Origin of the sequence: Microbacterium resistens NBRC 103078 (genome assembly GCF_001552355.1) — a bacterium.
In the GTDB taxonomy this organism is placed as follows: Bacteria; Actinomycetota; Actinomycetes; order Actinomycetales; family Microbacteriaceae; genus Microbacterium; species Microbacterium resistens.
In genome coordinates this window covers 14,917-34,871 of record NZ_BCRA01000064.1, presented here as the reverse complement: position 1 = coordinate 34,871, position 19,955 = coordinate 14,917, and the positions used below count along the sequence as shown (strand labels likewise).

Here is a 19,955-nt window from a genome sequence, read left to right as displayed (position 1 = left end):
CCGACGAGGTGCGTCACCGAGCGCCACAGCGCCAGGGGAAGCAGGGAGAGCCAGTGCAGAGGCACGGCGGCCGCGGGAGCGTAGACCAGGCGGCGGTGCAGCTGGGCCCGCCGTTCTTCGAAGGCCCTCGCCGCGCTCGTCGCTCTCCCGGGGTCGACCACGACGGCCACGCGAGCGTCCGCGGTGAGCACGACCCGTCCCCCGGACAGCCGCGCGCGCACCCCGATGTCGAGCCCCTCGTCGGCGCCGCCGAGCCCGGGGTCCGGGCGCAGCGCGCCCTGCCGCTCCGCGCGGATGAGCATGCCGCGGACATCCGCGCCGAGCGCGTCGTCCGTGCCGTCGTGCTGCCCCTGGTCGTACTCGCCCGCGGCCGGGTCGACCGCGCGTCCGTACCGCGTCATGGTCTGACCGAAGGAGACGATCCGGTCCGGGTCGTCCGCGCCGACGAGCTTCGGCGCCGCCGCCGCGGCGGACGGCGAGCGCTCCAGCGCTCCGGACAGGCGTTCGAGGGCCGACGGCTCCGGCACGGTGTCGTCCGTCAGGATCCAGACGGCGGATCCCGGCGCGACGCGCGGGGCGGCGAGGCCGACCGCGGCGGCGAGCGTCGCGTTCGCCCGGGTCTCGATCACGGCCTCCGCGGCGCGGGACACGGCGGCGCTGCCGCGCAGGGGCGCCGAGGATCCGCACACCACGATGGTGAGCGCGGCCGGCGGGAGGGTCTGCGCGGACAGGGCGTCGAGGGTGCGCAGGACCCGCGCGAGGGAGGTCGCGCTCGTTCGGGTGACGAGGATGGCGTGTACTCGGGCAGGCATGACCTGGCCAGCCTAAGCGGGTGTCCGCGTGGGACCCGTACGTGGCCGGGCGCGTCGAGGATTACGCGCTCGGAGGGGCCGGCCGGCGTCGCAGCCCGCTGGCCTTCTGCACGAGGACGTGCGTGGCGGTCAGCTCGCGCGGCGCTTGAGCTTCCGGCGCTCGCGTTCGCTGAGCCCGCCCCAGATGCCGAAGCGCTCGTCGTTGTTGAGCGCGTATTCGAGGCACTCGCCCCGGACGTCGCACGAGGCGCAGATCCGCTTCGCGTCCCGCGTGGATCCGCCCTTCTCCGGGAAGAACGCCTCGGGGTCCGTCTGCGAGCAGAGCGCGTCGGTCTGCCAGGCCAGGGCGTTGTCGTCCCCCTCCGCCGGCGGGCGGCGGACGCCGGGGACGCCGAGGTTGACGGGGTCGACGAACCAGTCCTCGGGAATGTCGGAACGGTAACCCGTCATATTCGCCCTCCCTGTCTGGCCCCCCGGTCGCATCGCGGGCCGCGTGCACCACTAATTACACCCGTGTGATTCGCCATGGTCAAGTCGCGGATCGTAAACCCTCAACCGGGCCTTGAACCTTCACGACGCGCCACCGGCGTGTCGCCGCGCGCACGACCTTCTCCGCGCGTCCGTCCGCCGAGTGGTCAGTTTCTGTGGGTCGCGCCACGCTGAACCCGCAGAAACTGACCACTCGACGCCGGGCGAGGGGAATCAGGCGGGCGAGCCGGGCTCGGCCAGGAACGCCTCGCCGGGCCCCGAGAGCACGAGGCGCGTCTCATCCTCCGACGCGTAGAGGGCCGCTCCGACCCGCACACGATGCTCGTCGCCGCCCGGGACCGACACCCGCACATCGCCCGCGGTGGCGAGGACGATCGCCGGGCCGCGCACCTCGATCGTGCGGGGCGCGCTGTCCAGCGTCAGCCGTCGCAGCGCGAAATCCGCCACCGGGACCGGGTAGGCCTGCTCCGCGGCGCCGGCGTCCGCGCGCAGCACCGGCACCTCGCCCGGGGTCGTGTCGACCACCGACAGCAGCTCCGCCACATCGATGTGCTTGGGCGTGAGCCCCCCGCGCAGCACGTTGTCGCTCGCGGCCATGATCTCCACCCCGAGCCCGGACACGTACGCGTGCAGGAGCCCGGCGCGGAGGAACAGCCCCTCGCCCCGCGCGAGCACGACGCCGTTCATCAGCAGGGCGACGACGACGCCCCGGTCGCCCGGGAACCGATCCGCCGCGCGGCGGACGAGGTCGAGCTCTCCCTCGTCGGCGGCATCGGCATCCTCCACCCCGGCGATCACCTCGGACACCTCGGACTCGGTGGCGTCCGCGAGCGCCCAGCGCAGCGCGGCGCGCAGGGGATCCGCGTCTCCGGCGAGCAGCTCGCGGAGTCGGACCACGCCGGGCGCCGACCCGAGGCCCGCGACCAGCCGACGGGTCTCTGCGAGCGGGCGCAGGCCCGACAGCGCCTCGAAGCGGTCGCTCAGCGCCACGATCAGCTCCGGCTTGTGGTTGTCGTCCCGGTAGTTGCGCGCCGGGTCGTCAATGGCGATGCCCGCCTCCCGGGCGAATCCCTCACGAGCCTGCTCCCGCGTGGGATGCACCTGGATGGACAGGGGCGCGTCGGCGGCGAGGAGCTTGAGCAGATACGGGAGCGTCCCGCCGGTGACCGCGTCGAGCGTGCGGCCGTCGCCGAGGTCGGCCGGGTCGCCGGGATGGTCCCCGAACCACACCTCGGCCTCCGGGCCCGACGCCGGCGGGCGGGACTCGAGGTCGGCGAGCAGGGTCGAGGATCCCCACGCGTAGTCGCGCGGCGTGTTCGTCAGCGCATGCAGCATGCCCTCAGCGTAGGGGCGCCGGGCCGCGCTCGTCCCCGCCGGCGCCTTCCCGGACCCGCCCGAGTGCGCGCGATACCCTGAACCTCGTGGCGCAGCACTCCCGGATCCCGGTCGCTCCCCCGCCGACCGCGCCCGTGCGCGAGTCCACGGGGAACATCGTCCTGCGCGGGTACGTCGTGCTGCTGCTGTTCGCGGTCCTCGCGCACACGGCCGTGTTCAACCTCCTCGGCGAGCCCGGGGCCCTCGTCGTGCTCGTCGTGCTCTTCGGCGGCGTCCTCGCGATCGGCGTCCCGTTCGTCGTCCGTCGGCGACCTGTCGCCTTCCCGTGGCGCCGGTTGCCGTGGACCGCGCTCGGCTACGTCGCGTTCGGCCTGATCTCGGTGCTGTGGTCGCGATGGCCGGGCGCCACGGTCCTGACGGGCGCGCTGCAGGCCGCGATCACGGTGACCGCGCTCTTCATCGGCTTCGCCCTGAGCTGGCAGGAGATCGTCCGCGCCCTCTCCTCCGCCCTCAAGTGGATCCTCGGGCTGTCGCTCGTCGTCGAGGCATGGATCGGGCTGCGCGGCTCGCCGCTGCTGCCCAACTTCGCGGATCTGCCGGACGGGAAGATCGACCCGCACTGGTACTGGGTCCGTGGAAACCTGTTCGACGGCGGCCGGGTGCAGGGCATCGTCGGCAACTCGAACTCCCTGGCCATCCTGTGCCTGCTGGCGCTGATCGTGTTCGGCGTCCTCTTCGCGGCACGGGTCCGCCGACGCGGCGCGCTCGTGGTGTGGTCGGCGATCGCCGTCTTCCTGCTCGTGCGCGCCTCGTCCGCGACGACCTACGCGTGCGCGGCGGCCGTCGTCGTCGTCCTGGTGACCGCACTGCTCATGCGGCGCGCTCACCGACCGCGCCAGCGCACGCCCCTGTACCTCGTGTTCGGGGCGACCGCCGTCCTCGCCGCCGCGGTCCTGTGGTTCGCGCACGACGCCCTCTTCCGGCTGCTCGGCCGGAGCTCGGACCTCACGGGACGCCTCGAGATCTGGGAGCGGGTGCTCGAGCGCGCAGGCGAGCGCCCCGTGGCCGGGAACGGCTTCTCGTCCCCGTGGGTCCCCTGGGACCCGGCCTTCGACGGATGGATCCGCGATCACGGCATCACCGTGTTCCACGCCCACCAGATGTGGCTCGACGTCCTCCTGCAGCTCGGGGTGATCGGGCTGGTGCTCATGGCCCTCACGTACGGCGCGCTGGTGTGGCGGGCCTGGTTCTTCGCCGTGGACCGCCCCCGCTGGGACCTCGACGCTCGCCGTCCGTACTCGGCGCTCGCGCTGCTGCCGACCCTCACCGTCGCGATGCTGCTCGTGCAGGGACTGGCCGAGTCCGGACCCATCATGCTGTGGGGCTGGATGCTCGTCGTGCTGTTCTCGTTCAAGATCAAATCGGTCCCCCTCATCGGGCGCGGACTCAGCGAGCGGGACCGCACCGTGGAATGGGGCGCGCGCGAGCGGCGCGCGACGACGCCGGGGACGGGACGGACGCCGTGACCGCACCGCGCCATCCGCTGGCGCGCCTGCTGTCCTCCGTCGAGATGGCGCGGGCGTTCACCCTCGCCACCCTGCTGGCCGTCTTCGGCTCGTTCGCCGTGGCGAGGCTGACCGACACGGTGACGCTCGTCACGATCATCGCGTCGCTCTGCGTGATCGGCGCCGGCATCCTCTTCGTCCGCCGCGAGGAGCTGTCCGCCCTGCGCCTGGCGCCCTCAACGCTCCTCGCCTTCCTCGCGTGGACCCTGTCCACCGCGATCTGGTCCACCCACACGACGCAGACCCTGCGCGGGTGGGCGGCACTGCTCGGATTCGCCTTCCTCGCGGTCGTGATCGGCCACATCCGCGACACCCTCCAGACGGTCCGCGCGCTCGGCGACGCGCTGCGGATCCTGCTGTGCCTGTCCCTGGCCGTGGAGATCCTGTCCGGGATCCTCCTCGACATGCCGATCCGGTTCCTCGGCGTGCAGGGCGACATCGCCCTGGGCGGACCGGTCCAGGGACTGTTCGGAAGCCGCAACATGCTCGGCTTCCTCGCGGTCGTCGCGCTCATCACCTTCGTCGTGGAGTGGCGCTCCCAGTCCGTCGCGGCGCCCGTGGCGATCCCCTCGATCGCACTGGCGGGGTTCCTCGCCCTCCTCTCCGATTCGCCGACCGTGCTCGTCCTCGCCGTCGCGGTGGGCATCGCGGCGACGGCCCTGGTCCTCGTCCGCCACGCCCGGCCGGAGCGGCGGGCGCCGCTGCAATGGACGCTCGGCGTGCTCGTGACCCTGGGACTCGTGATCGCCTTCGTCTTCCGCCACGGGATCATCGCGTGGCTGGACGCCGGATCGGACTTCAGCACCAGAGCAGACCTCTGGAACGCCCTCCTGGAGTACTGGAAGGCGCGCCCGATCCACGGATGGGGCTGGTTCGGTCCCTGGACGCCCACGGACTACCCCTTCAACGCGATCAACTTCGTCGTCGGCGATCATCACCGCACGGCGCTCAACGCCTTCTTCGACACGCTGCTGCAGACGGGAGCGGCCGGGCTCAGCCTGTTCGCCCTGCTCGGGGGGATCGCGCTCGTCCGGTCCTGGCTCGTGGCGAGCGTCCGCCGGTCGGTCGTCTACGCCTGGACCCCGCTCGTGCTGGTCACCCTCGCCGTGGACTCGGTGTTCGAGAGCTTCACCCTCGCCGACGCGGGCTGGTTCCTGCTGGTGCTGTGCGCCCTGCGCGCCGGTCAGTCGCGGTCGTGGCGGGAGAACATCGACGCGGCGCAGACCGGCACGCTCCCCATACTGCCCTCCCGGTGAGCGCGGGCCCGTCCTCCGCGCGGGGATCCCGCGTGCCCCGCGGGGCGGGGCGGGATCGACGAGCGGCGCGGGTAGGCTGGAACCCGGCCGCAGGCCGTCCTTCCCAACCCGCCGGAGCCTCTTGCCGTGACCTCATCAGCGTTCGATCCCGCCTCAGCGACGATCGTCATCGTCACCTACAACCGTTCGCATCTGCTCCGTGGGCTGTTGGAGAGCATCGAGGCGATGGACCCGAAGCCCGGGCGCGTCGTCGTCATCGACAACGCCTCCGCGGACGACACCGGCGATCTCGTGCAGGGCTTCCGCGACCGGATCGGCCCGGAGCTCGTCTACCGGCGACTGGAGACGAACACCGGCGGGTCCGGCGGCTTCAGCGAGGGCATGCGCACGGCGTATGAGCTCGGGGCGGAGTGGATCTGGCTCATGGACGACGACGTCGAGGTGCTGCCCGACGGCCTGGCCAAGATGGGCAAGTGGGCCCCGCGCTTCAAGAGCATCCAGGGGCGCCGCTACGACTACGACGGCAGCGCCTTCTACTGGCAGTACCGGGTGGCGGAGCGCATGGGGATCCCGATCCCGTTCGCGCCCGCCGGCTTCGACGCGTCCGGCTTCAAGGAGATGAACAGCGGCTGCTTCGAGGGCATGTTCATCCATCGCTCGATCGTGCAGCAGATCGGACTCCCCGACCCTCGCTTCTTCATCTACTGGGACGACCAGGTCTACGGCTGGCTCGCGTCCCGCAGGACCACCGCGGTGATCGTGGACGACTTCGTGCTCCGCCGCACACGCGAGATCAAGCAGTGGGACATGGGCATCCGCCACATGAACGCGTCGAGCAACGCGTACCGGTACTACATCATGCGCAATCGCGCCTACATCAAGCAGTACTACCGCGTGCACGGCGTGTACAACCCGGTGATCTTCGGTCTCGGCACCGCGATGACGTTCGCGAAGGAGATCATCCGGCTGCTCTTCGTCGAGCGGACCGTGCGGGGCACCAGCAATCTCTTCCGGGGTCTCCGCGACGGCGGGCGACTCGGACGCGACCGCTCCTGGCGGCCGATGGCACCTCTGGAGGCGTGACATGAGCGATCAGCAGCCGACGCAGCCCCGGGCGGAGTGGGTCTTCCCGCCAGAACGGAACCGGAAGGGCCGCGCCGCCCTCATCGTGATCCTCGTGCTGGTGGTCGTCCTCATCGCGGCGCTGCTGGTCTTCTTCATGATCCCGAAGGGCGCACCGGGGCCGGACCCGACCTCCTCGCCCTCGGCGTCGTCCAGTCCGACCGGGACGCCCTCGCCCACGCCGAGCGGGGGCCCGTCCCCGACGACGGCGCCCTCCCCGGCACCGACCACGCCCGCGCCGACCCCGGATCCGACCGTTCCCCCGACCGAGCAGCCTCCGCCGCCGGATCCCGACGTCGAGACCTTCCGTGGCTCGGTGGCCCCGCGTCTGGACGACGCCGTCAACGGGCTCGACATGGTGACGGGCACGACGGGGCAGGAGGCGCTGGACGTGGTCGACCAGCTCCAGCAGGACGCCCAGATCCTCAACGACACCCCGGCGCCCTCGTCGCTGGCGGAGAGCTGGCCGGCCGCGCTCGGCGACTACGCCGCGCGCCTGGCGGACCTGCGCGGTGCCGCCGAGGCCGGATCCGACACGCAGCCGGCGCTCGACGCGGCGAAGGGAGCCCTCGCGTCCCTGCGCGCCCTGATCGGCCTCTGACCCCGTCCCCTCCCCTTGGTGTCGAGACCCCCTCGGGGCCTCGAGACCCCCTCACAAATACGTGTCTCAGAGGGGGTCTGGACGACGAGAGGGGGTTTCGACGAGCTGGCTCGGGCTCGTTACGACGCGTGGTCGGCGTCGTAGCGCTCCAGCACCTCGTCCAGCGGCGCGTCGAGGACGAGCGAACCCTTGTTCAGATAGAGCCCGCGTGTGCAGAAGCGTCGCAGATCGCGTTCGCTGTGCGAGACGAAGAACAGGGTCCGCCCCTCGGCGAGCAACTCGTCGATCCGGCGGTAGCACTTGTCGCGGAACGCCTTGTCCCCCACCGCGAGAACCTCGTCAACGAGCAGGATGGGCTCGTCCAGCTGCGACACGACGGAGAACGCCAGGCGCACCTTCATGCCGTTGGAGAGATGCTTGTAGGGCGTCTCCTGGAAGTCCTCGAGCTCCGCGAATGCGATGATCCCGTCGTACCGGCGGCTGACCTCGGCCTTGGACATGCCGTGCAGGCCGGCGGTCATCCGGACGTTCTCCCGGACGGTGAGGTCGCCGACGAACCCGCCGGTGAGCTCGATGAGCGGCGCGACGCCGCCGTTGACCCGGACCGTCCCCTCGTCGGCGAGCAGCACCCCGGCCACGAGGCGCAGCAGGGTCGACTTGCCCTGTCCGTTGCGCCCGACCACACCGATGGACTCCCCCTTCTGGACGGTGAAGGAGACGTCCCGCAGCGCCCAGAACTCGCCCGAACGCGAGCGTCGGGATGAGCCCCCGAACAGGTCCTTGAAGTTGGGGCGCCCGCGCCGGCGAGTCCGGAAGCGGACGCCGACTCCGTCGACGGTGATGGCCGCTGACATCACAACTCCTTCAGAACCGTGCGCTCGAGCCGACGGAAGACGAAGATCCCGAGGGCGAGGATGCCGACGCTCATCACGGCGCTGACGACGACCGGGTACGTCACCCACTGATCGGGGAAGAAGGCGACCCGGTACAGGATCATGATCCCCGTCAGCGGGTTGTAGGCGCCGAGGTGCTCGAAGACCCCGGGGAGGTCCTTCACGCTGTAGATGATCGGCGTCGCATAGAACAGCGCGCGCAGGATGAGGCCGGTGGTGCGCTCGAGATCGCTGAACAGGACGCACAGCGGGGCCACCAGATACCCGAGACCCACCAGGAGGACGACCTGCAGGATCACCGCGACGGGGAACAGCAGGATCCCCCAGCCGATGTGGACGACCTTCGACGGATCGGTCTCCGTGAGGAGGTTGACGACGACGAACAGCGCCAGCACGGGGAGGGAGAACAGGAACTCCATGCCCTTGCTCAGCACGGTCCGGTTCACCCAGATCGTGCGCGGGATCGCCGTGGAGCGGACCAGCCGAGCGTCCTTGCGGAACGCCCTCGTGAAGTCCTTCACCGCGATGTTGAACCACACCCACGGCAGCAGCGCGCTGACGAGGAAGAGGATGTACGGCTCCTCCCCGACCGTGCGATGGAACACCTGGGTGAAGACGAACCAGTAGATCACGCTCATCGCGAGCGGATCGAGGACGCTCCACAGGTAGCCGAGGACGCTCGTCGAATAGCGGACCTTGAGATCCCGCGCCGAGAGCAGCCACAACGAATGCAGGTAGCGCCGGGGCGTGCCCGGCTCACCGATCGTCGTGGCGCTCACCTCTTCGCGTCCTCCGTCACCCGGCGTGCGTGCCGGATTCCTCGGCCGCGCTCGCCGCGGCGAACGTGCGCCGCCAGCTCTCCGGGGAGGTCACCTCCGGCATCTGCTGGGCGTACTGGTCGGCCAGCGCCTTCCACTGCCGCGACAGCCGCCAGTTCAGGCGGATGCTGCGCCACAGGAACTTGTGCATGGTCGCGCGGTCGCGCTGGTACCAGGCCACGCCGATCCCGTCCGGGGAGGTCACGAGCGCCGAGTCGATGTCCGCGAACCGCCACCACGTGATGTCCTGGGCGGGGATGATCCGCTCCGGGTTGCGGCGGCTTCCCGACGCCTGCTTGATGAGGAGCTGACGCACGCCGACCCGGGCCGCCAGGATCAGCGCCGCGATCGGGTTCGTCGGCCGGCTGACCCGACCCAGCAGTGCACGCGACGAGCGGCGCACCGGCGGGAGCGTCAGCAGATCCTCGACCACCTTGGAGTCGATGTAGTCCCCGCGCAGCGCGCGGATCTCGGCCTGTTTCACCGGGAGCATCTCCGGGAGGCGGTGGGGTCCGCCGAACACGTCGAACAGCGCCTCGTGACGAAGCCGCACGGACGAGTACTGCAGCATGAACAGCAGCTTGATGTCTCCGAGGAGACTGTGCAGCGGCAGGTAGCCGCCGCCCTTCACGTGCGAGTGCAGCAGACCCGTGATCACCCGGTTGCGGTGGATGAAGTACTCCTCCCACGTCCGGGTAGGGTCCTTGTCGTGCCAGGCCATGTGCCAGACGGCGACCCCGGGCAGGCACACGGTCGGGTAGCCGCGCTCCCGGGCTCGCAGCGAGAACTCGATGTCGTCGAACTTGAGGAACACCGGGATCGACAGCCCGAGCTCACGCAGCAGCTGCGTGGGGATCAGGCACATCCACCAGCCGTTGAAGTCCGCGCCCAGGTAGCGGTGCAGCTCCGGGGTCTCGCGCAGCGGCTCCTCGGCGAAGTCGTGGTCGTACTCGCTCGCGCCCGAGGGACGCATCCAGCTCTTCCGCGGGTCCCACACCTCGCCCTGCGTGTACAGCACCGAGCGGTCGTCGAGGTGGAGCATCCCGCCGCCGACGATCGTGGGCGTGGTCGCGAAGTCCCCGAAGCGCACGGCGCGGACGATCGCCTCCGGCTCGGAGATCGCGTCGTCGTCCAGGAGCAGCACGTAGCGGCTGTCCTCCGAGTCCAGCGACTCCAGCATGGCCCGGGAGAAGCCGCCGGATCCGCCCATGTTGGGCTGACGGATGATGGCGAGCTTCGATCCGAGCCGGTCGGCCGCCTCGGCGAAGCCGGGCTGGTCCGAGACCAGGTCGGTGCCCTGGTCCACGACCACGACGCGGTCGATGACGTCATGGACGTGCTCGTTCTGCCCGACCGCGATGATCTGGTTCAGGCAGTACGAGGGGCGGTTGAACGTCGTGATCCCGACGGTCGCCTTCCCCGGCGTCCACCCCTCCGGCGCCTCGACCTGCCATTCGGCCGACACCAGCGTCGCGTCCTCCGCGCCCGCGGCGATGTCGAACCAGTACGAGCCGCCGTCGATGAACGACGTGATCGGGAGGTCGAAGGAGACGGACTCGCCGTCGAACCGCTGCGACGCCAGCGCGGAGGCGCGGCCCCGGGCGCTCGACTTGTAGACCGACAGCAGCCCCCGTCCCTCGAGGGTCGCGACCAGGCGCACCGAGCGCACCTTCGTCCAGTGCTGCCAGTAGCTGGCCGGGAACGCGTTGAAGTAGGTGCTCAGCGAGACGCGGCGGTGCGCGAAGACCCGGATGGAGCGACGGCCGAGGATCTCGTACGCCTCGCCGGGCTGGGATCCGTCGCCGGTGCCGGTGTCGACGTAGAGCGCGGAGACCTCCGCGACGCCTTCGACCGGGAACACCGCGTGGTTGACGGTGACGAACTGCGGCGCGCCCTGGGCCTCGACGCCGGGCGCCTTCTTCTCAGAAGCCATGTCCTCGCTCTTCCTCACGCCAGCTGGTTGTTCCACATGGACAGTGCGGAGCCGATGGCCATGTGCATGTCGAGGTACTGGTAGGTGCCGAGGCGTCCGCCGAAGTACACGTCCTTCTCGCCCTTGCCGAGCTCGCGGTAGGCCAGCAGCCCCTCACGATCCGACGCGGTGTTGACCGGGTAGTACGGCTCGTCCCCGCGCTCGGCGAACCGGGAGAACTCCCGCATGATCACGGTCTTGTCCGTCGGGTACCGGTCGGCGCGCTCGGGATGGAAGTGACGGAACTCATGGATGCGCGTGTACGGCACATCCGCATCCGGATAGTTCATCACGCTCGTGCCCTGGAAGTCACCGACGTCCAGCACCTCCTGCTCGAGATCGATCGTGCGCCACCCCAGCTCGCCCTCGGCATAGTCGAAGTACCGGTCCACCGGACCCGTGTACACGACCGGCACCTGCCCGACGGTCGCCTTCTTGTTCAACGGCTGCGCCTCGTCGAAGAAGTCGACATTCAGCTTCACCTCGATGTTCGGGTGATCCGCCATCCGCTCCAACCACGCCGTGTACCCGTCCGTCGGCAGGCCCTCCCACGTGTCGTTGAAGTAGCGGTTGTCATACGTGTACCGCACCGGCAGACGGCTGATGATCGACGCGGGAAGCTCCCTCGCATCCGTCTGCCACTGCTTGGCCGTGTAATCCCGGATGAACGCCTCGAACAACGGCCGCCCGATCAACGCGATCCCCCGCTCCTCCAGGTTCTTCGCCTCATGCGCATCGAACTCACCCGCCTGCTCCGCGATGAGCGCGCGCGCCTCCGCCGGCGTGTACGCCGCCTGGAAGAACTGGTTGATCGTGCCCAGGTTGATCGGCAACGGGTACACGACACCCTTGTGGGTCGAGTACACGCGGTGCACGTAGTCCGTGAACGTCGTGAAGCGGTTGACGTACTCCCACACCGTCGGGTTCGAGGTGTGGAACAGGTGCGCACCATAACGGTGCACCTCGATCCCGGTCTCCGGCTCGTCCTCGCTGTACGCGTTGCCGCCGATGTGGTGGCGGCGGTCGATCACAGTGACCTTACGGCCCGCAGCAGCCGCCCGCTCGGCGATGGTGAGTCCGAAGAATCCGGACCCGACGATGAGGAGATCCATGTATGTCGCTTTCTGTCGGCCGTTCGAGGCCCGTCAACGTGCAGGTGCGCCACGCCGGGCGCACGACAGACAGAGTCTACCGGGCGCCGCTGTGCGGACTCTTGAGGCGCGACTCAGCGCGGCAGGATCCCGTTGCGGTCGAGCATCCGCGCCAGGACGGGGGCGAGGGTCTCGCCGTACACCCGCGACAGGTGGTTGTCGTCGATGTAGAGCGCGATGTTGCCGATCACGCCCTCGCAGACGCCATCCGGGCAGAGCCACGGCGTGTAGTCGATCGGGATGACGCGCTCGTCCAGCCGCATCATCGGGTCGTCCTCCCCCAGCGCGTCCTCGATGGGCACCGCGCAGTCCTCGCCGTCATCGGCGCCGGCGACGCACTCGTACATGTCGAAGGCGAAGCGCGGGTTGTCGCGGACCCCGAGGACCGGGATGTCGGCGTCGAGGAGGGTCGACAGCGAGGTCTCGACGCCGCGCAGCAGCCGTTCCGGCTCGGCGGCGGACGCCCGGGTGGTCACGACGTAGACCGCGTCCGGCGCGAGGTCGACGGCATATGCGAGGGCGGCGCCGAGCCAGTCCTGGCACGCCGGGCCGCCCACGCCCCGGTCCTCCTCGTCGGCGCCGATCGTGCACCCGCCCTTGAGCAGCGTCACGACGCCGATGCCGCGCTCGTCGGCGACGCGCTCCAGAGGCGTGGCGAGCTGCTGCGCGTGCGAGTCGCCGATGACGAGCACGGTCCGGTCGGCGTCGAGCGCGTGCGGGCTCTGGTCGCAGGACCCGCTGAGCACGTCGTCGGCGGGCGCGAACCGGCCGCTGCACGGACCGCCGACGGCGACCCACTCGGCCGACAGCTCGGTCGCGACCGGGATGAGCGGCGCACCCGGGTCGGTGATGTCCAGCGGGGTGTCCAGCTGCCCCGCGCCCGGATACCCCTGCGCAGAGGCCGAGGCCATGATCTCGGCCGCCTTCTCCTGCTCGCGCGCCTGCCATCCCCAGGTGGTGGCCCCCACGAGGCCCACGCAGACGAGCACGACGACCGCGCTCAGCGACCAGGAGCGGTCCAGGATCTTCGCGCGTCGCAACGGCGATTCCACGAGGGCGGACAGGATCCGCGCGAGCACGAGCGAGATGCCGATGATCGCTGCCCCGGCGGCCAGATCCGGGTGCCCGGTGCCGCTGACCACGATCCACGTGATGAGCACCGGCCAGTGGATCAGGTACAGCGCATACGCGTCACGCCCGAGGAACAGGAGGGGCTTGGCGGACAGCAGCCGCACCGGCGACCCGCGCACGGCGCCCTCGCCGGAGACGATGACGAACGCAGTGCAGAGCACGGGCCACAGCGCCAGGTAGCCGGGGAACCCGCCCTGGACGTCGAGCACGATGCCGCAGGCGACGATGCCGGCGAGCCCGATCCATCCCAGCGACGCGCGGAGCCAGGGCCAGAGCCGGACCGACGGCAGCACCAGGGCGACGAGGGATCCGGCGGCGAACTCCCACAGGCGGGTGCGGGTGTCGAAGTAGGCGAACTGCTGGTTCGCCTGGGTCTCGACGATCGAGAACCACAGCGAGACGGCGAACACCGCCGCGAACACCACGACGAGGGCCGGACGGATCCAGTGACGTCGCTTGAGGAACAGCAGGGTGACGAGGCCGATGAGCAACGGCCACAGGACGAACACCTGACCCTGCACCGAGAGCGACCAGAAGTGCTGCAGCGGGCTCGCGATCGCACCGTCGCGCGCGTAGTAGTCGACCTCGTTGAAGGCCAGGGACCAGTTCTCGTAGTAGAACTGGCTCGCCAGCGTCTCCTGCCACAGTCTCGGCCAGTCGGTGGCCGGGAACAGGAAGTACGCCGTCGCCAGGACGCCGATGAGCGTCACGCTGGCCGCGGGGACCAGACGCCGGAACTTGCGCAGCCAGTACCGGCCGAGATGCAGCCGCCCTCCCCCGGCGGCCCGGCGCGCGAGCGAGGCCGTGAGGAAGAACGCCGAGATCATCAGGAAGACGTCGACACCGCCCGACACCCGGCCGAGCCAGACGTGGTAAACGACCACGAGGAGGATCGCGAGCGCCCGCAGCCCGTCGATGTCAGCGCGGTAGCCCGCGGTCCCGTCCGCCGACAGCGTCCGTGCAGGACCGGTCCTCTTCGCCGCGGCCGAGGACGCGGGACGCTTCTCCTCCGCCAGTACCCCGGTCATCGCCGTCCCTCCTCGGACGAGGCGTCGGGGTGCGGGTCGGGATACAGCATGCGGGAGGGCGCTCCAAAGGTCGTTCGGGTTGCGGCGCGTCTCGTGCGGCGTCCACCTCGTCGTGGGGCGATGGACGAGCGCGCGACGATGTCGGGGTCGATGAGCGAGTCTACGGGGTTCCCCTGATCCCCGCTGGGAGCATCCTCAATCGGACAGCGCACGGTCGATGGCGGGGAGGAGATCCGGGGCGAGCCGCGCCGCGTACGGTCCGCTCATGTGATCCGCGTCGAAGTAGACGGGCATGCCTCCCACCGCGGCAAAGCACCGCTCGGCGTCGCAGAACCGGTCGCTCAGGTCGACCGGATGGACGCCCTCCTGTGCCGACGCGGTCGCCAGGACGAGGGGGTCCGGCGGGAGGGCCGCGTCGCGGGGGACGGCGCACTGCTCCGGCGACGAGGCGCGCAGCACCACGCAGTCGGGATCGCGCACATCCGCGTTGAGCGGGATGTCGATGATCGGGAGGATCCGGATCCCGGCGTCGGTCCACCGCGACCAGGTCCGGCGGAGCCCGTCGGCGAACACCGCGTCGTGTCCCACGCCCGCCTCGTCCGCGACGAGCTGCTGTCGCGCCGCCATCGAGGTGATGACGAGATCCGGAGACTCGCTCACGAGGGTCTCGGTGAGCTGCGCCGCCCACGTCCGGCAGCGCTCGTAGTCCACCGGACCCCACTCCGTGTCGAACCCGATGAACGGGACATCGGCCGCCGGACACCCCGGGAACGTGCTGATGGTGAGCCGCCAGCCCCGCTCGCGGGCGATCGCGAACAGGGCCCCCTGCCACTGCTCCGCGTGCGAGTCTCCGACGAGCCACACGCGCGGGCCGTCGCCGAAGTCGCACTCCCTGGTCGTCTGGCGGTCGTCCATCCGCAGTCGGTCGTCGTACGCCGCGCACTCGGGCGCCAGCGCGTAGTACGCATCGGCGTCGGAGACGACCGGCTCCGCCACGGCGAGCGAGGGGTCGCAGCCGCTGCCCGGCAGCAGAGCCCCGGGTCCGGCGCAGTCCGCGGGGACACCGGCGGGAAGGGCGATCGGCTCTCCCACCGGCACGGGTGCCGCACGTGTGGATCCGGCGAGCGCGGCCGCACCGGCCGTCGTCACCACGACGAGCATCATCGCGCCCATCCCCAGCAGTGCTCGCCGCGTCGTGCGCCACCAGGGCGAGCGCTGCGCCGGGACCTCGACGAGACGCCGCGTGACCCCCGCGAGCACGAGGGCGACACCGAGCACGCCGAGCTCGACGGGGAGCGTGAGGGGATGACGCAGCAGGAACGGGATCAGGATGATCAGCGGCCAGTGCCACAGGTACAGCGAATAGGAGACGTCGCCGAGCCACTGCACGGGACGGCTGTGCGTCACGCGCGACAGCACCGGCAGGGCGGGACGCCCGGTACCGGCGACCAGCACCAGCACCGTGCCGAGGACCGGCAGCAGCGCCGCCGCCGACGGGAAAGGGGTCCGGGAGTCGAACAGCACGGCCGAGACCGCGATGGCGGCCGCGCCCACGACCGCGACCGCCGCGGCCACGGAGGTGCCGAAGCGGGCGAACACGGCGCCGGGGACCAGGGCGACGAGAGCGCCCGCCGCGAACTCCCACATCCGGGTGAACGTGACGAAGTACGCCGGGGCCGGCGCGGCCGCGGTGAACAGGACGCTGAGGGTGAGGGAGACCGCCGCCACGCCCCCGGCCACGCTCGCGAGCAGCCAGCCGGTGGATGCGGCGTCGACGGTCCAGACGGGGTTCTGCGACCGCGTCGTCACCGGGCCGTTGGCCCGGCGCCGGCGCGCGAGCAGCAGGAACGCCGCCAGCAGCAGCACCGGCCAGACCAGGTAGAACTGCTCCTCCACCGACAGCGACCAGTAGTGCTGGACCGCGCTCGCGGCGCCATTGTGCGCCGAGTAGTCGACCGAGAGCCCCGCGAGCGTCCAGTTCTCCACGTACACCGCGCTGGCGATCGTCTGGAGGGCGTTGTCGGTCCACCGCGTCGGAGGGAGCAGGACCCACACCCCGACGATCGTCACGAACAGCACCAGGAGCGCCGCGGGGAGGAGCCGACGGATCCGTCGGGCGTAGAACGCACCCAGGCGTACCCGTCCGTCCCGGCGGAGTTCCGCGACGAGGTGCCCGGTGATGAGGAACCCGGAGATCACGAAGAACACGTCGACACCGACGTACCCGCCGGTGAGGACGGACGGCCAGAGATGGTTCGCCACCACCAGCGCGATCGCGACGGCGCGCAGCGCCTGGATGTCCGGCCGGAATCCCCGAGCCCGCCGCGACGCTGCGACGGCGGTCCGCGTCGCCGCGGGCGCGGTCACGTGCGGAGGTACTCCCGGAGCTGGGCACGGAAGTCGCGGGGCACGAAGCCCGTCGCCTCGATCGCGCCGAGGTCGAGCACGCTGTTGCGAGGACGCGGGGCGACGGGACCGGCGGCGGAGGCGAAGTACTCCTCGGTGCTCACCCCCGTCACCCGATCGGGCTCGGCTCCGACGAGCGAGAAGACCTCACGCGCGACGTCCGCCCACGTCGCCGGCTCGCCGGATCCGCTGAGGTTGTAGACCCCGTACGCGGGGCGTTGCGCCAGCAGGTGCAGGATCGCGCGTGCGATCTCGTCCGCGAAGGTCAGCCGGCCCCGCTGATCGTCGACGACGGACGGATCGATGCCGCGCTCGGCGAGCGACGCCATGGTCCGAACGAAGTTCTTCCCGTCGCCGATCACCCAGGACGTGCGCACGACGTAGTGGCGCGGGACCGTCGCGACGACGGCGTCGCCGGCGGCCTTGGTCTGGCCGTAGACGCCGAGGGGGCAGACGGCATCCGCCTCCCGATACGGCTCCGCGGAGGTCCCGTCGAAGACGTAGTCGCTGGACACGTGGACGAGGGTGAGGCCGTTCTCGGCGGCGACGCGCGCCAGGGCGGCGACGCCGGTCACGTTGGCCGCCCACGCCTGAGCGCGCCCTTCAGCGGTCTCCGCCGCATCCACGGCGGTGTACGCGGCGGCGTTGATGATCACGCCGTAGTCGCGCCAGCGACGCGAGGCGACGAAAGCCGGATCGCCGAGATCCAGCGTCTCCCGGGTCGCGTACTCGACGTGCGCGGCATCGCCCAGCGCCTGGCGCAGCGCCCGCCCGAGCTGTCCGTTCGCCCCGACCACCAGCGTCTTGCGCGGCGGGATGGGGGCGACCTCGGCGAGCCGCGGGTGGGCCTTGTCCTTCTCCGAGATCTCGACGTCGGCCAGGGGGATGGGCCAGTCGATCGCGACGGTCTCGTCGGCGAGATTGAGGAACGAGTAGCTCGCATCCGGCGACCAGTGGTCGTTCACGAGGTACGTGTACGCGGTGTCCGGTTCCAGGGTCTGATACGAGTTGCCCACGCCCCGGGGCACGAAGATCGCCTTCGACGGGTCGAGCTCCGCGGTGAAGACCGTGCCGAAGCTCGGTCCCTCTCGCAGGTCCACCCAGGCTCCGAAGATCCGCCCGGTCGCCACCGAGACCCACTTGTCCCACGGCTCCGCGTGGATGCCGCGGGTGGTGCCCACCGCGTCGTTGAACGAGATGTTGTTCTGCACCGGACCGAAGTCCGCCAGCCCCAGCGCGGTCATCTTCTCGCGCTGCCAGTTCTCCTTGAACCACCCGCGCGCGTCGCCGTGCACGGGCAGGTCGAGGACGATCATCCCCGGGATCGGGGTCTCCTGCACGGAGAGCTGCTTGCCGAACTCGACCGCCATCAGAGCTCCGCCTTCCGGTCGTCGAGCGGGCGCAGCGACACGAAACGCGCCACGGCCGTCACTGTCTCACTCCCCGGTCGTCGAGCGAGCCCAGCGAGACGAAACGCAGCCATCACTGTCCCTTCGAGGCGTAGAACGCCTCCGTCGCGTCCTTCGCCGGCGCCCACCAGGCCTCGTTGTCGCGGTACCACTGGATCGTGGCCGCCAGGCCCGCCTCGAAATCGGCGTACTGGGGCGTCCACCCGAGCTCCGTGCGGAGCTTGGTCGAGTCGATGGCGTACCGCAGGTCGTGGCCGGCGCGGTCGGTCACGTGGTCGTAGGCGTCGCGCGGCTGGCCCATCTCCTGGAGGATCAGCTCGACGACCTCCTTGTTGTTGCGCTCCCCGTCGGCGCCGATGAGATAGGTCTCCCCCACCCGGCCCTTGTCGAGGATCGTCAGCACGGCAGAGGAGTGGTCGTCGGCGTGGATCCAGTCGCGCACGTTCTCCCCGGCGCCGTAGAGCTTGGGGCGGATGCCGCGGATCACGTTGGTGATCTGGCGCGGGATGAACTTCTCGACGTGCTGGAACGGACCGTAGTTGTTCGAGCAGTTCGAGATGGTGGCCCGCACGCCGAAGGAACGCACCCACGCGCGCACCAGCAGGTCGCTGCCCGCCTTGGTGGACGAGTACGGGGACGACGGGTTGTACGGCGTCTGCTCGGTGAAGCGCTCCGGGTCGTCGAGCTCCAGGTCGCCGTACACCTCGTCCGTCGAGATGTGGTGGAAGCGACGGTCGTGAGCGCGCGCGGCCTCCAGCAGCGTGTACGTCCCGACGATGTTCGTGTCCAGGAACGGCCGCGGGCTGTGCAGGGAGTTGTCGTTGTGGGACTCGGCGGCGTAGTGCACGACCGCGTCGACCTCGCCGAAGAGACGGTCGACGAGCGCGGCGTCGGCGATGTCGCCCTCGACGAAGCGCACCCGGTCCTCGGGGAGACCGGCCAGGGAGTCGCGGTTGCCCGCGTAGGTCAGCTTGTCCAGGACCGTGACCGTGTGGTCGGTGTGACCGATCACGTGGTGCACGAAATTGGAGCCGATGAAGCCGGCGCCGCCGGTGACGAGGAGGTGAGACATCAGCGGCCCCTTTCCAGGACTTCGATCAGGTAGTTGCCGTAGCCGGACTTCACGAGCTTCTCCGCCCGCTCGCGCAGTTCGGCGTCGGAGAGGAAGCCCTGGCGCCACGCGACCTCCTCGGGCACGCCGATCCGGAGCCCGGTGCGCCGCTCCATCGTGCGGACGTAATCGGCGGCGTCGGTCATCTGGTCGAAGGTCCCGGTGTCCAGCCATGCCGTGCCCCGCGGAAGCACCTCGACCTGGAGGGATCCCCGGCGCAGGTACTCGCGGTTCACGTCGGTGATCTCGTACTCGCCGCGCGCGCTCGGCGCGAGGCCGCGGGCGATCTCGACGACGTCGTTGTCGTAGAAGTACAGCCCGGGAACGGCGTAGTTGCTCTTCGGCTGCGCCGGCTTCTCCTCCAGCGAGACCGCCGTGCCCTCCGCGTCGAACTCCACGACGCCGTACGCGCTCGGCTCGGCCACCCAGTACGCGAACACGGCGCCGCCGTCGACGTCGGCGTACCGCTTCAGCTGAGTGCCGAGCCCTGGGCCGTACAGCAGGTTGTCGCCGAGGACCAGGGCCACCTTGTCGTCGCCGATGAAGTCGGCGCCGATGGTGAACGCCTGGGCGAGGCCGTCGGGCGAGGGCTGCTGGGCGAACGTGATCGAGATGCCGAACTGCGATCCGTCGCCGAGGAGCCGCTCGAAGTGCTCCGCGTCGTGGGGGGTGGTGATGATCAGGATGTCCTTGATCCCCGCGAGCATGAGCGTCGACAGCGGGTAGTAGACCATCGGCTTGTCGTAGACCGGGATGAGCTGCTTGGAGACGCCGAGGGTGATCGGGTGCAGCCGGGTCCCGGAACCGCCGGCGAGGATGATGCCTTTCACCCGACTATCGTGGCACACGGCGCCCG

16 protein-coding genes are annotated in these 19,955 nt (G+C 70.5%); 4 read left to right on the top strand and 12 right to left on the bottom strand.

Annotation, left to right across the window (positions count from 1 at the left end):
- The 3 genes from MR1_RS11515 to manA all read right to left on the bottom strand — a co-directional run.
- The coding region (locus MR1_RS11515) for a glycosyltransferase family 2 protein (protein ID WP_157518099.1) at positions 1-812 on the bottom strand (812 nt) is incomplete at its 3' end.
- A gap of 129 nt (positions 813-941) precedes the next feature.
- A complete protein-coding gene (locus MR1_RS11510; RefSeq protein ID WP_067246627.1) occupies positions 942-1,262 on the bottom strand; it encodes a WhiB family transcriptional regulator in 321 nt (106 codons plus the stop codon).
- Positions 1,263-1,514: 252 nt separating this feature from the next.
- Entirely contained in the window at positions 1,515-2,636 is a 1,122-nt protein-coding gene (gene manA, locus MR1_RS11505; protein WP_067246626.1) for a mannose-6-phosphate isomerase, class I, read from the bottom strand.
- Positions 2,637-2,722: 86 nt separating this feature from the next.
- On the opposite strand from manA, the gene MR1_RS11500 reads away from it, so the two are divergent.
- From MR1_RS11500 to MR1_RS11485, 4 genes are all read left to right on the top strand, one after another.
- Positions 2,723-4,162, top strand: a complete 1,440-nt coding sequence (locus tag MR1_RS11500; RefSeq protein ID WP_067246625.1) for an O-antigen ligase family protein — start codon at positions 2,723-2,725, stop codon at positions 4,160-4,162.
- Positions 4,159-5,457 (top strand): O-antigen ligase family protein, encoded by a 1,299-nt coding sequence (locus MR1_RS11495; RefSeq protein ID WP_255218140.1) that lies wholly within the window; start codon positions 4,159-4,161, stop codon positions 5,455-5,457. The genes MR1_RS11500 and MR1_RS11495 overlap by 4 nt, the downstream gene beginning before the upstream one ends.
- A 126-nt stretch (positions 5,458-5,583) precedes the next feature.
- Positions 5,584-6,540: a glycosyltransferase family 2 protein gene (locus tag MR1_RS11490; protein WP_067246624.1), complete on the top strand. Its 957-nt coding sequence runs from the start codon at positions 5,584-5,586 to the stop codon at positions 6,538-6,540.
- 1 nt (position 6,541) lies between these two features.
- Positions 6,542-7,180: a hypothetical protein gene (locus MR1_RS11485; protein WP_067246622.1), complete on the top strand. Its 639-nt coding sequence runs from the start codon at positions 6,542-6,544 to the stop codon at positions 7,178-7,180.
- Between the two features lie 119 nt (positions 7,181-7,299).
- Here MR1_RS11485 and MR1_RS11480 read toward each other — a convergent pair whose 3' ends face one another.
- The 9 genes from MR1_RS11480 to rfbA form a co-directional block, all read right to left on the bottom strand.
- Positions 7,300-8,034: an ABC transporter ATP-binding protein gene (locus tag MR1_RS11480; protein ID WP_067246620.1), complete on the bottom strand. Its 735-nt coding sequence runs from the start codon at positions 8,032-8,034 to the stop codon at positions 7,300-7,302.
- Complete coding sequence (locus MR1_RS11475) at positions 8,034-8,852, bottom strand: ABC transporter permease (RefSeq protein ID WP_067246616.1); 819 nt, start codon at positions 8,850-8,852, stop codon at positions 8,034-8,036. The genes MR1_RS11480 and MR1_RS11475 overlap by 1 nt, the downstream gene beginning before the upstream one ends.
- 16 nt (positions 8,853-8,868) lie before the next feature.
- Positions 8,869-10,824, bottom strand: coding sequence for a glycosyltransferase (locus MR1_RS11470; RefSeq protein ID WP_067246613.1), 1,956 nt, complete (start codon positions 10,822-10,824; stop codon positions 8,869-8,871).
- A 14-nt stretch (positions 10,825-10,838) separates the two neighbouring features.
- Positions 10,839-11,975: a UDP-galactopyranose mutase gene (gene glf / locus MR1_RS11465; RefSeq protein WP_067246609.1), complete on the bottom strand. Its 1,137-nt coding sequence runs from the start codon at positions 11,973-11,975 to the stop codon at positions 10,839-10,841.
- Between the two features lie 113 nt (positions 11,976-12,088).
- Entirely contained in the window at positions 12,089-14,173 is a 2,085-nt protein-coding gene (locus tag MR1_RS11460) for an acyltransferase family protein (RefSeq protein ID WP_067246606.1), read from the bottom strand.
- A gap of 195 nt (positions 14,174-14,368) precedes the next feature.
- A complete protein-coding gene (locus MR1_RS11455; RefSeq protein ID WP_067246603.1) occupies positions 14,369-16,540 on the bottom strand; it encodes an acyltransferase family protein in 2,172 nt (723 codons plus the stop codon).
- A complete protein-coding gene (gene rfbD, locus MR1_RS11450) occupies positions 16,537-17,949 on the bottom strand; it encodes a dTDP-4-dehydrorhamnose reductase (protein WP_067246599.1) in 1,413 nt (470 codons plus the stop codon). Before rfbD ends, MR1_RS11455 begins: the two co-directional genes overlap by 4 nt.
- Positions 17,950-18,061: 112 nt before the next feature.
- Complete coding sequence (gene rfbB / locus MR1_RS11445) at positions 18,062-19,060, bottom strand: dTDP-glucose 4,6-dehydratase (protein WP_067246597.1); 999 nt, start codon at positions 19,058-19,060, stop codon at positions 18,062-18,064.
- Positions 19,060-19,929 carry a glucose-1-phosphate thymidylyltransferase RfbA gene (gene rfbA, locus MR1_RS11440; RefSeq protein WP_067246594.1) on the bottom strand — a complete coding sequence of 290 codons (870 nt, stop codon included), beginning with the start codon at positions 19,927-19,929 and terminating at the stop codon, positions 19,060-19,062. The genes rfbB and rfbA overlap by 1 nt, the downstream gene beginning before the upstream one ends.
- Between the last annotated feature and the right edge of the window lie 26 nt (positions 19,930-19,955).

Excerpts from the sequence above, each read along its gene's own strand:
- MR1_RS11485 (WP_067246622.1), top strand. The coding sequence starts at position 6,542 with ATGAGCGATCAGCAGCCGACGCAGCCCCGGGCGGAGTGGGTCTTCCCG.
- manA (WP_067246626.1), bottom strand. The coding sequence starts at position 2,636 with ATGCTGCATGCGCTGACGAACACGCCGCGCGACTACGCGTGGGGATCC.
- glf (WP_067246609.1), bottom strand. The coding sequence starts at position 11,975 with ATGGATCTCCTCATCGTCGGGTCCGGATTCTTCGGACTCACCATCGCC.
- MR1_RS11510 (WP_067246627.1), bottom strand. The coding sequence starts at position 1,262 with ATGACGGGTTACCGTTCCGACATTCCCGAGGACTGGTTCGTCGACCCC.
- rfbB (WP_067246597.1), bottom strand. The coding sequence starts at position 19,060 with ATGTCTCACCTCCTCGTCACCGGCGGCGCCGGCTTCATCGGCTCCAAT.
- MR1_RS11480 (WP_067246620.1), bottom strand. The coding sequence starts at position 8,034 with ATGTCAGCGGCCATCACCGTCGACGGAGTCGGCGTCCGCTTCCGGACT.
- rfbD (WP_067246599.1), bottom strand. The coding sequence starts at position 17,949 with ATGGCGGTCGAGTTCGGCAAGCAGCTCTCCGTGCAGGAGACCCCGATC.
- MR1_RS11470 (WP_067246613.1), bottom strand. The coding sequence starts at position 10,824 with ATGGCTTCTGAGAAGAAGGCGCCCGGCGTCGAGGCCCAGGGCGCGCCG.
- MR1_RS11460 (WP_067246606.1), bottom strand. The coding sequence starts at position 14,173 with ATGACCGGGGTACTGGCGGAGGAGAAGCGTCCCGCGTCCTCGGCCGCG.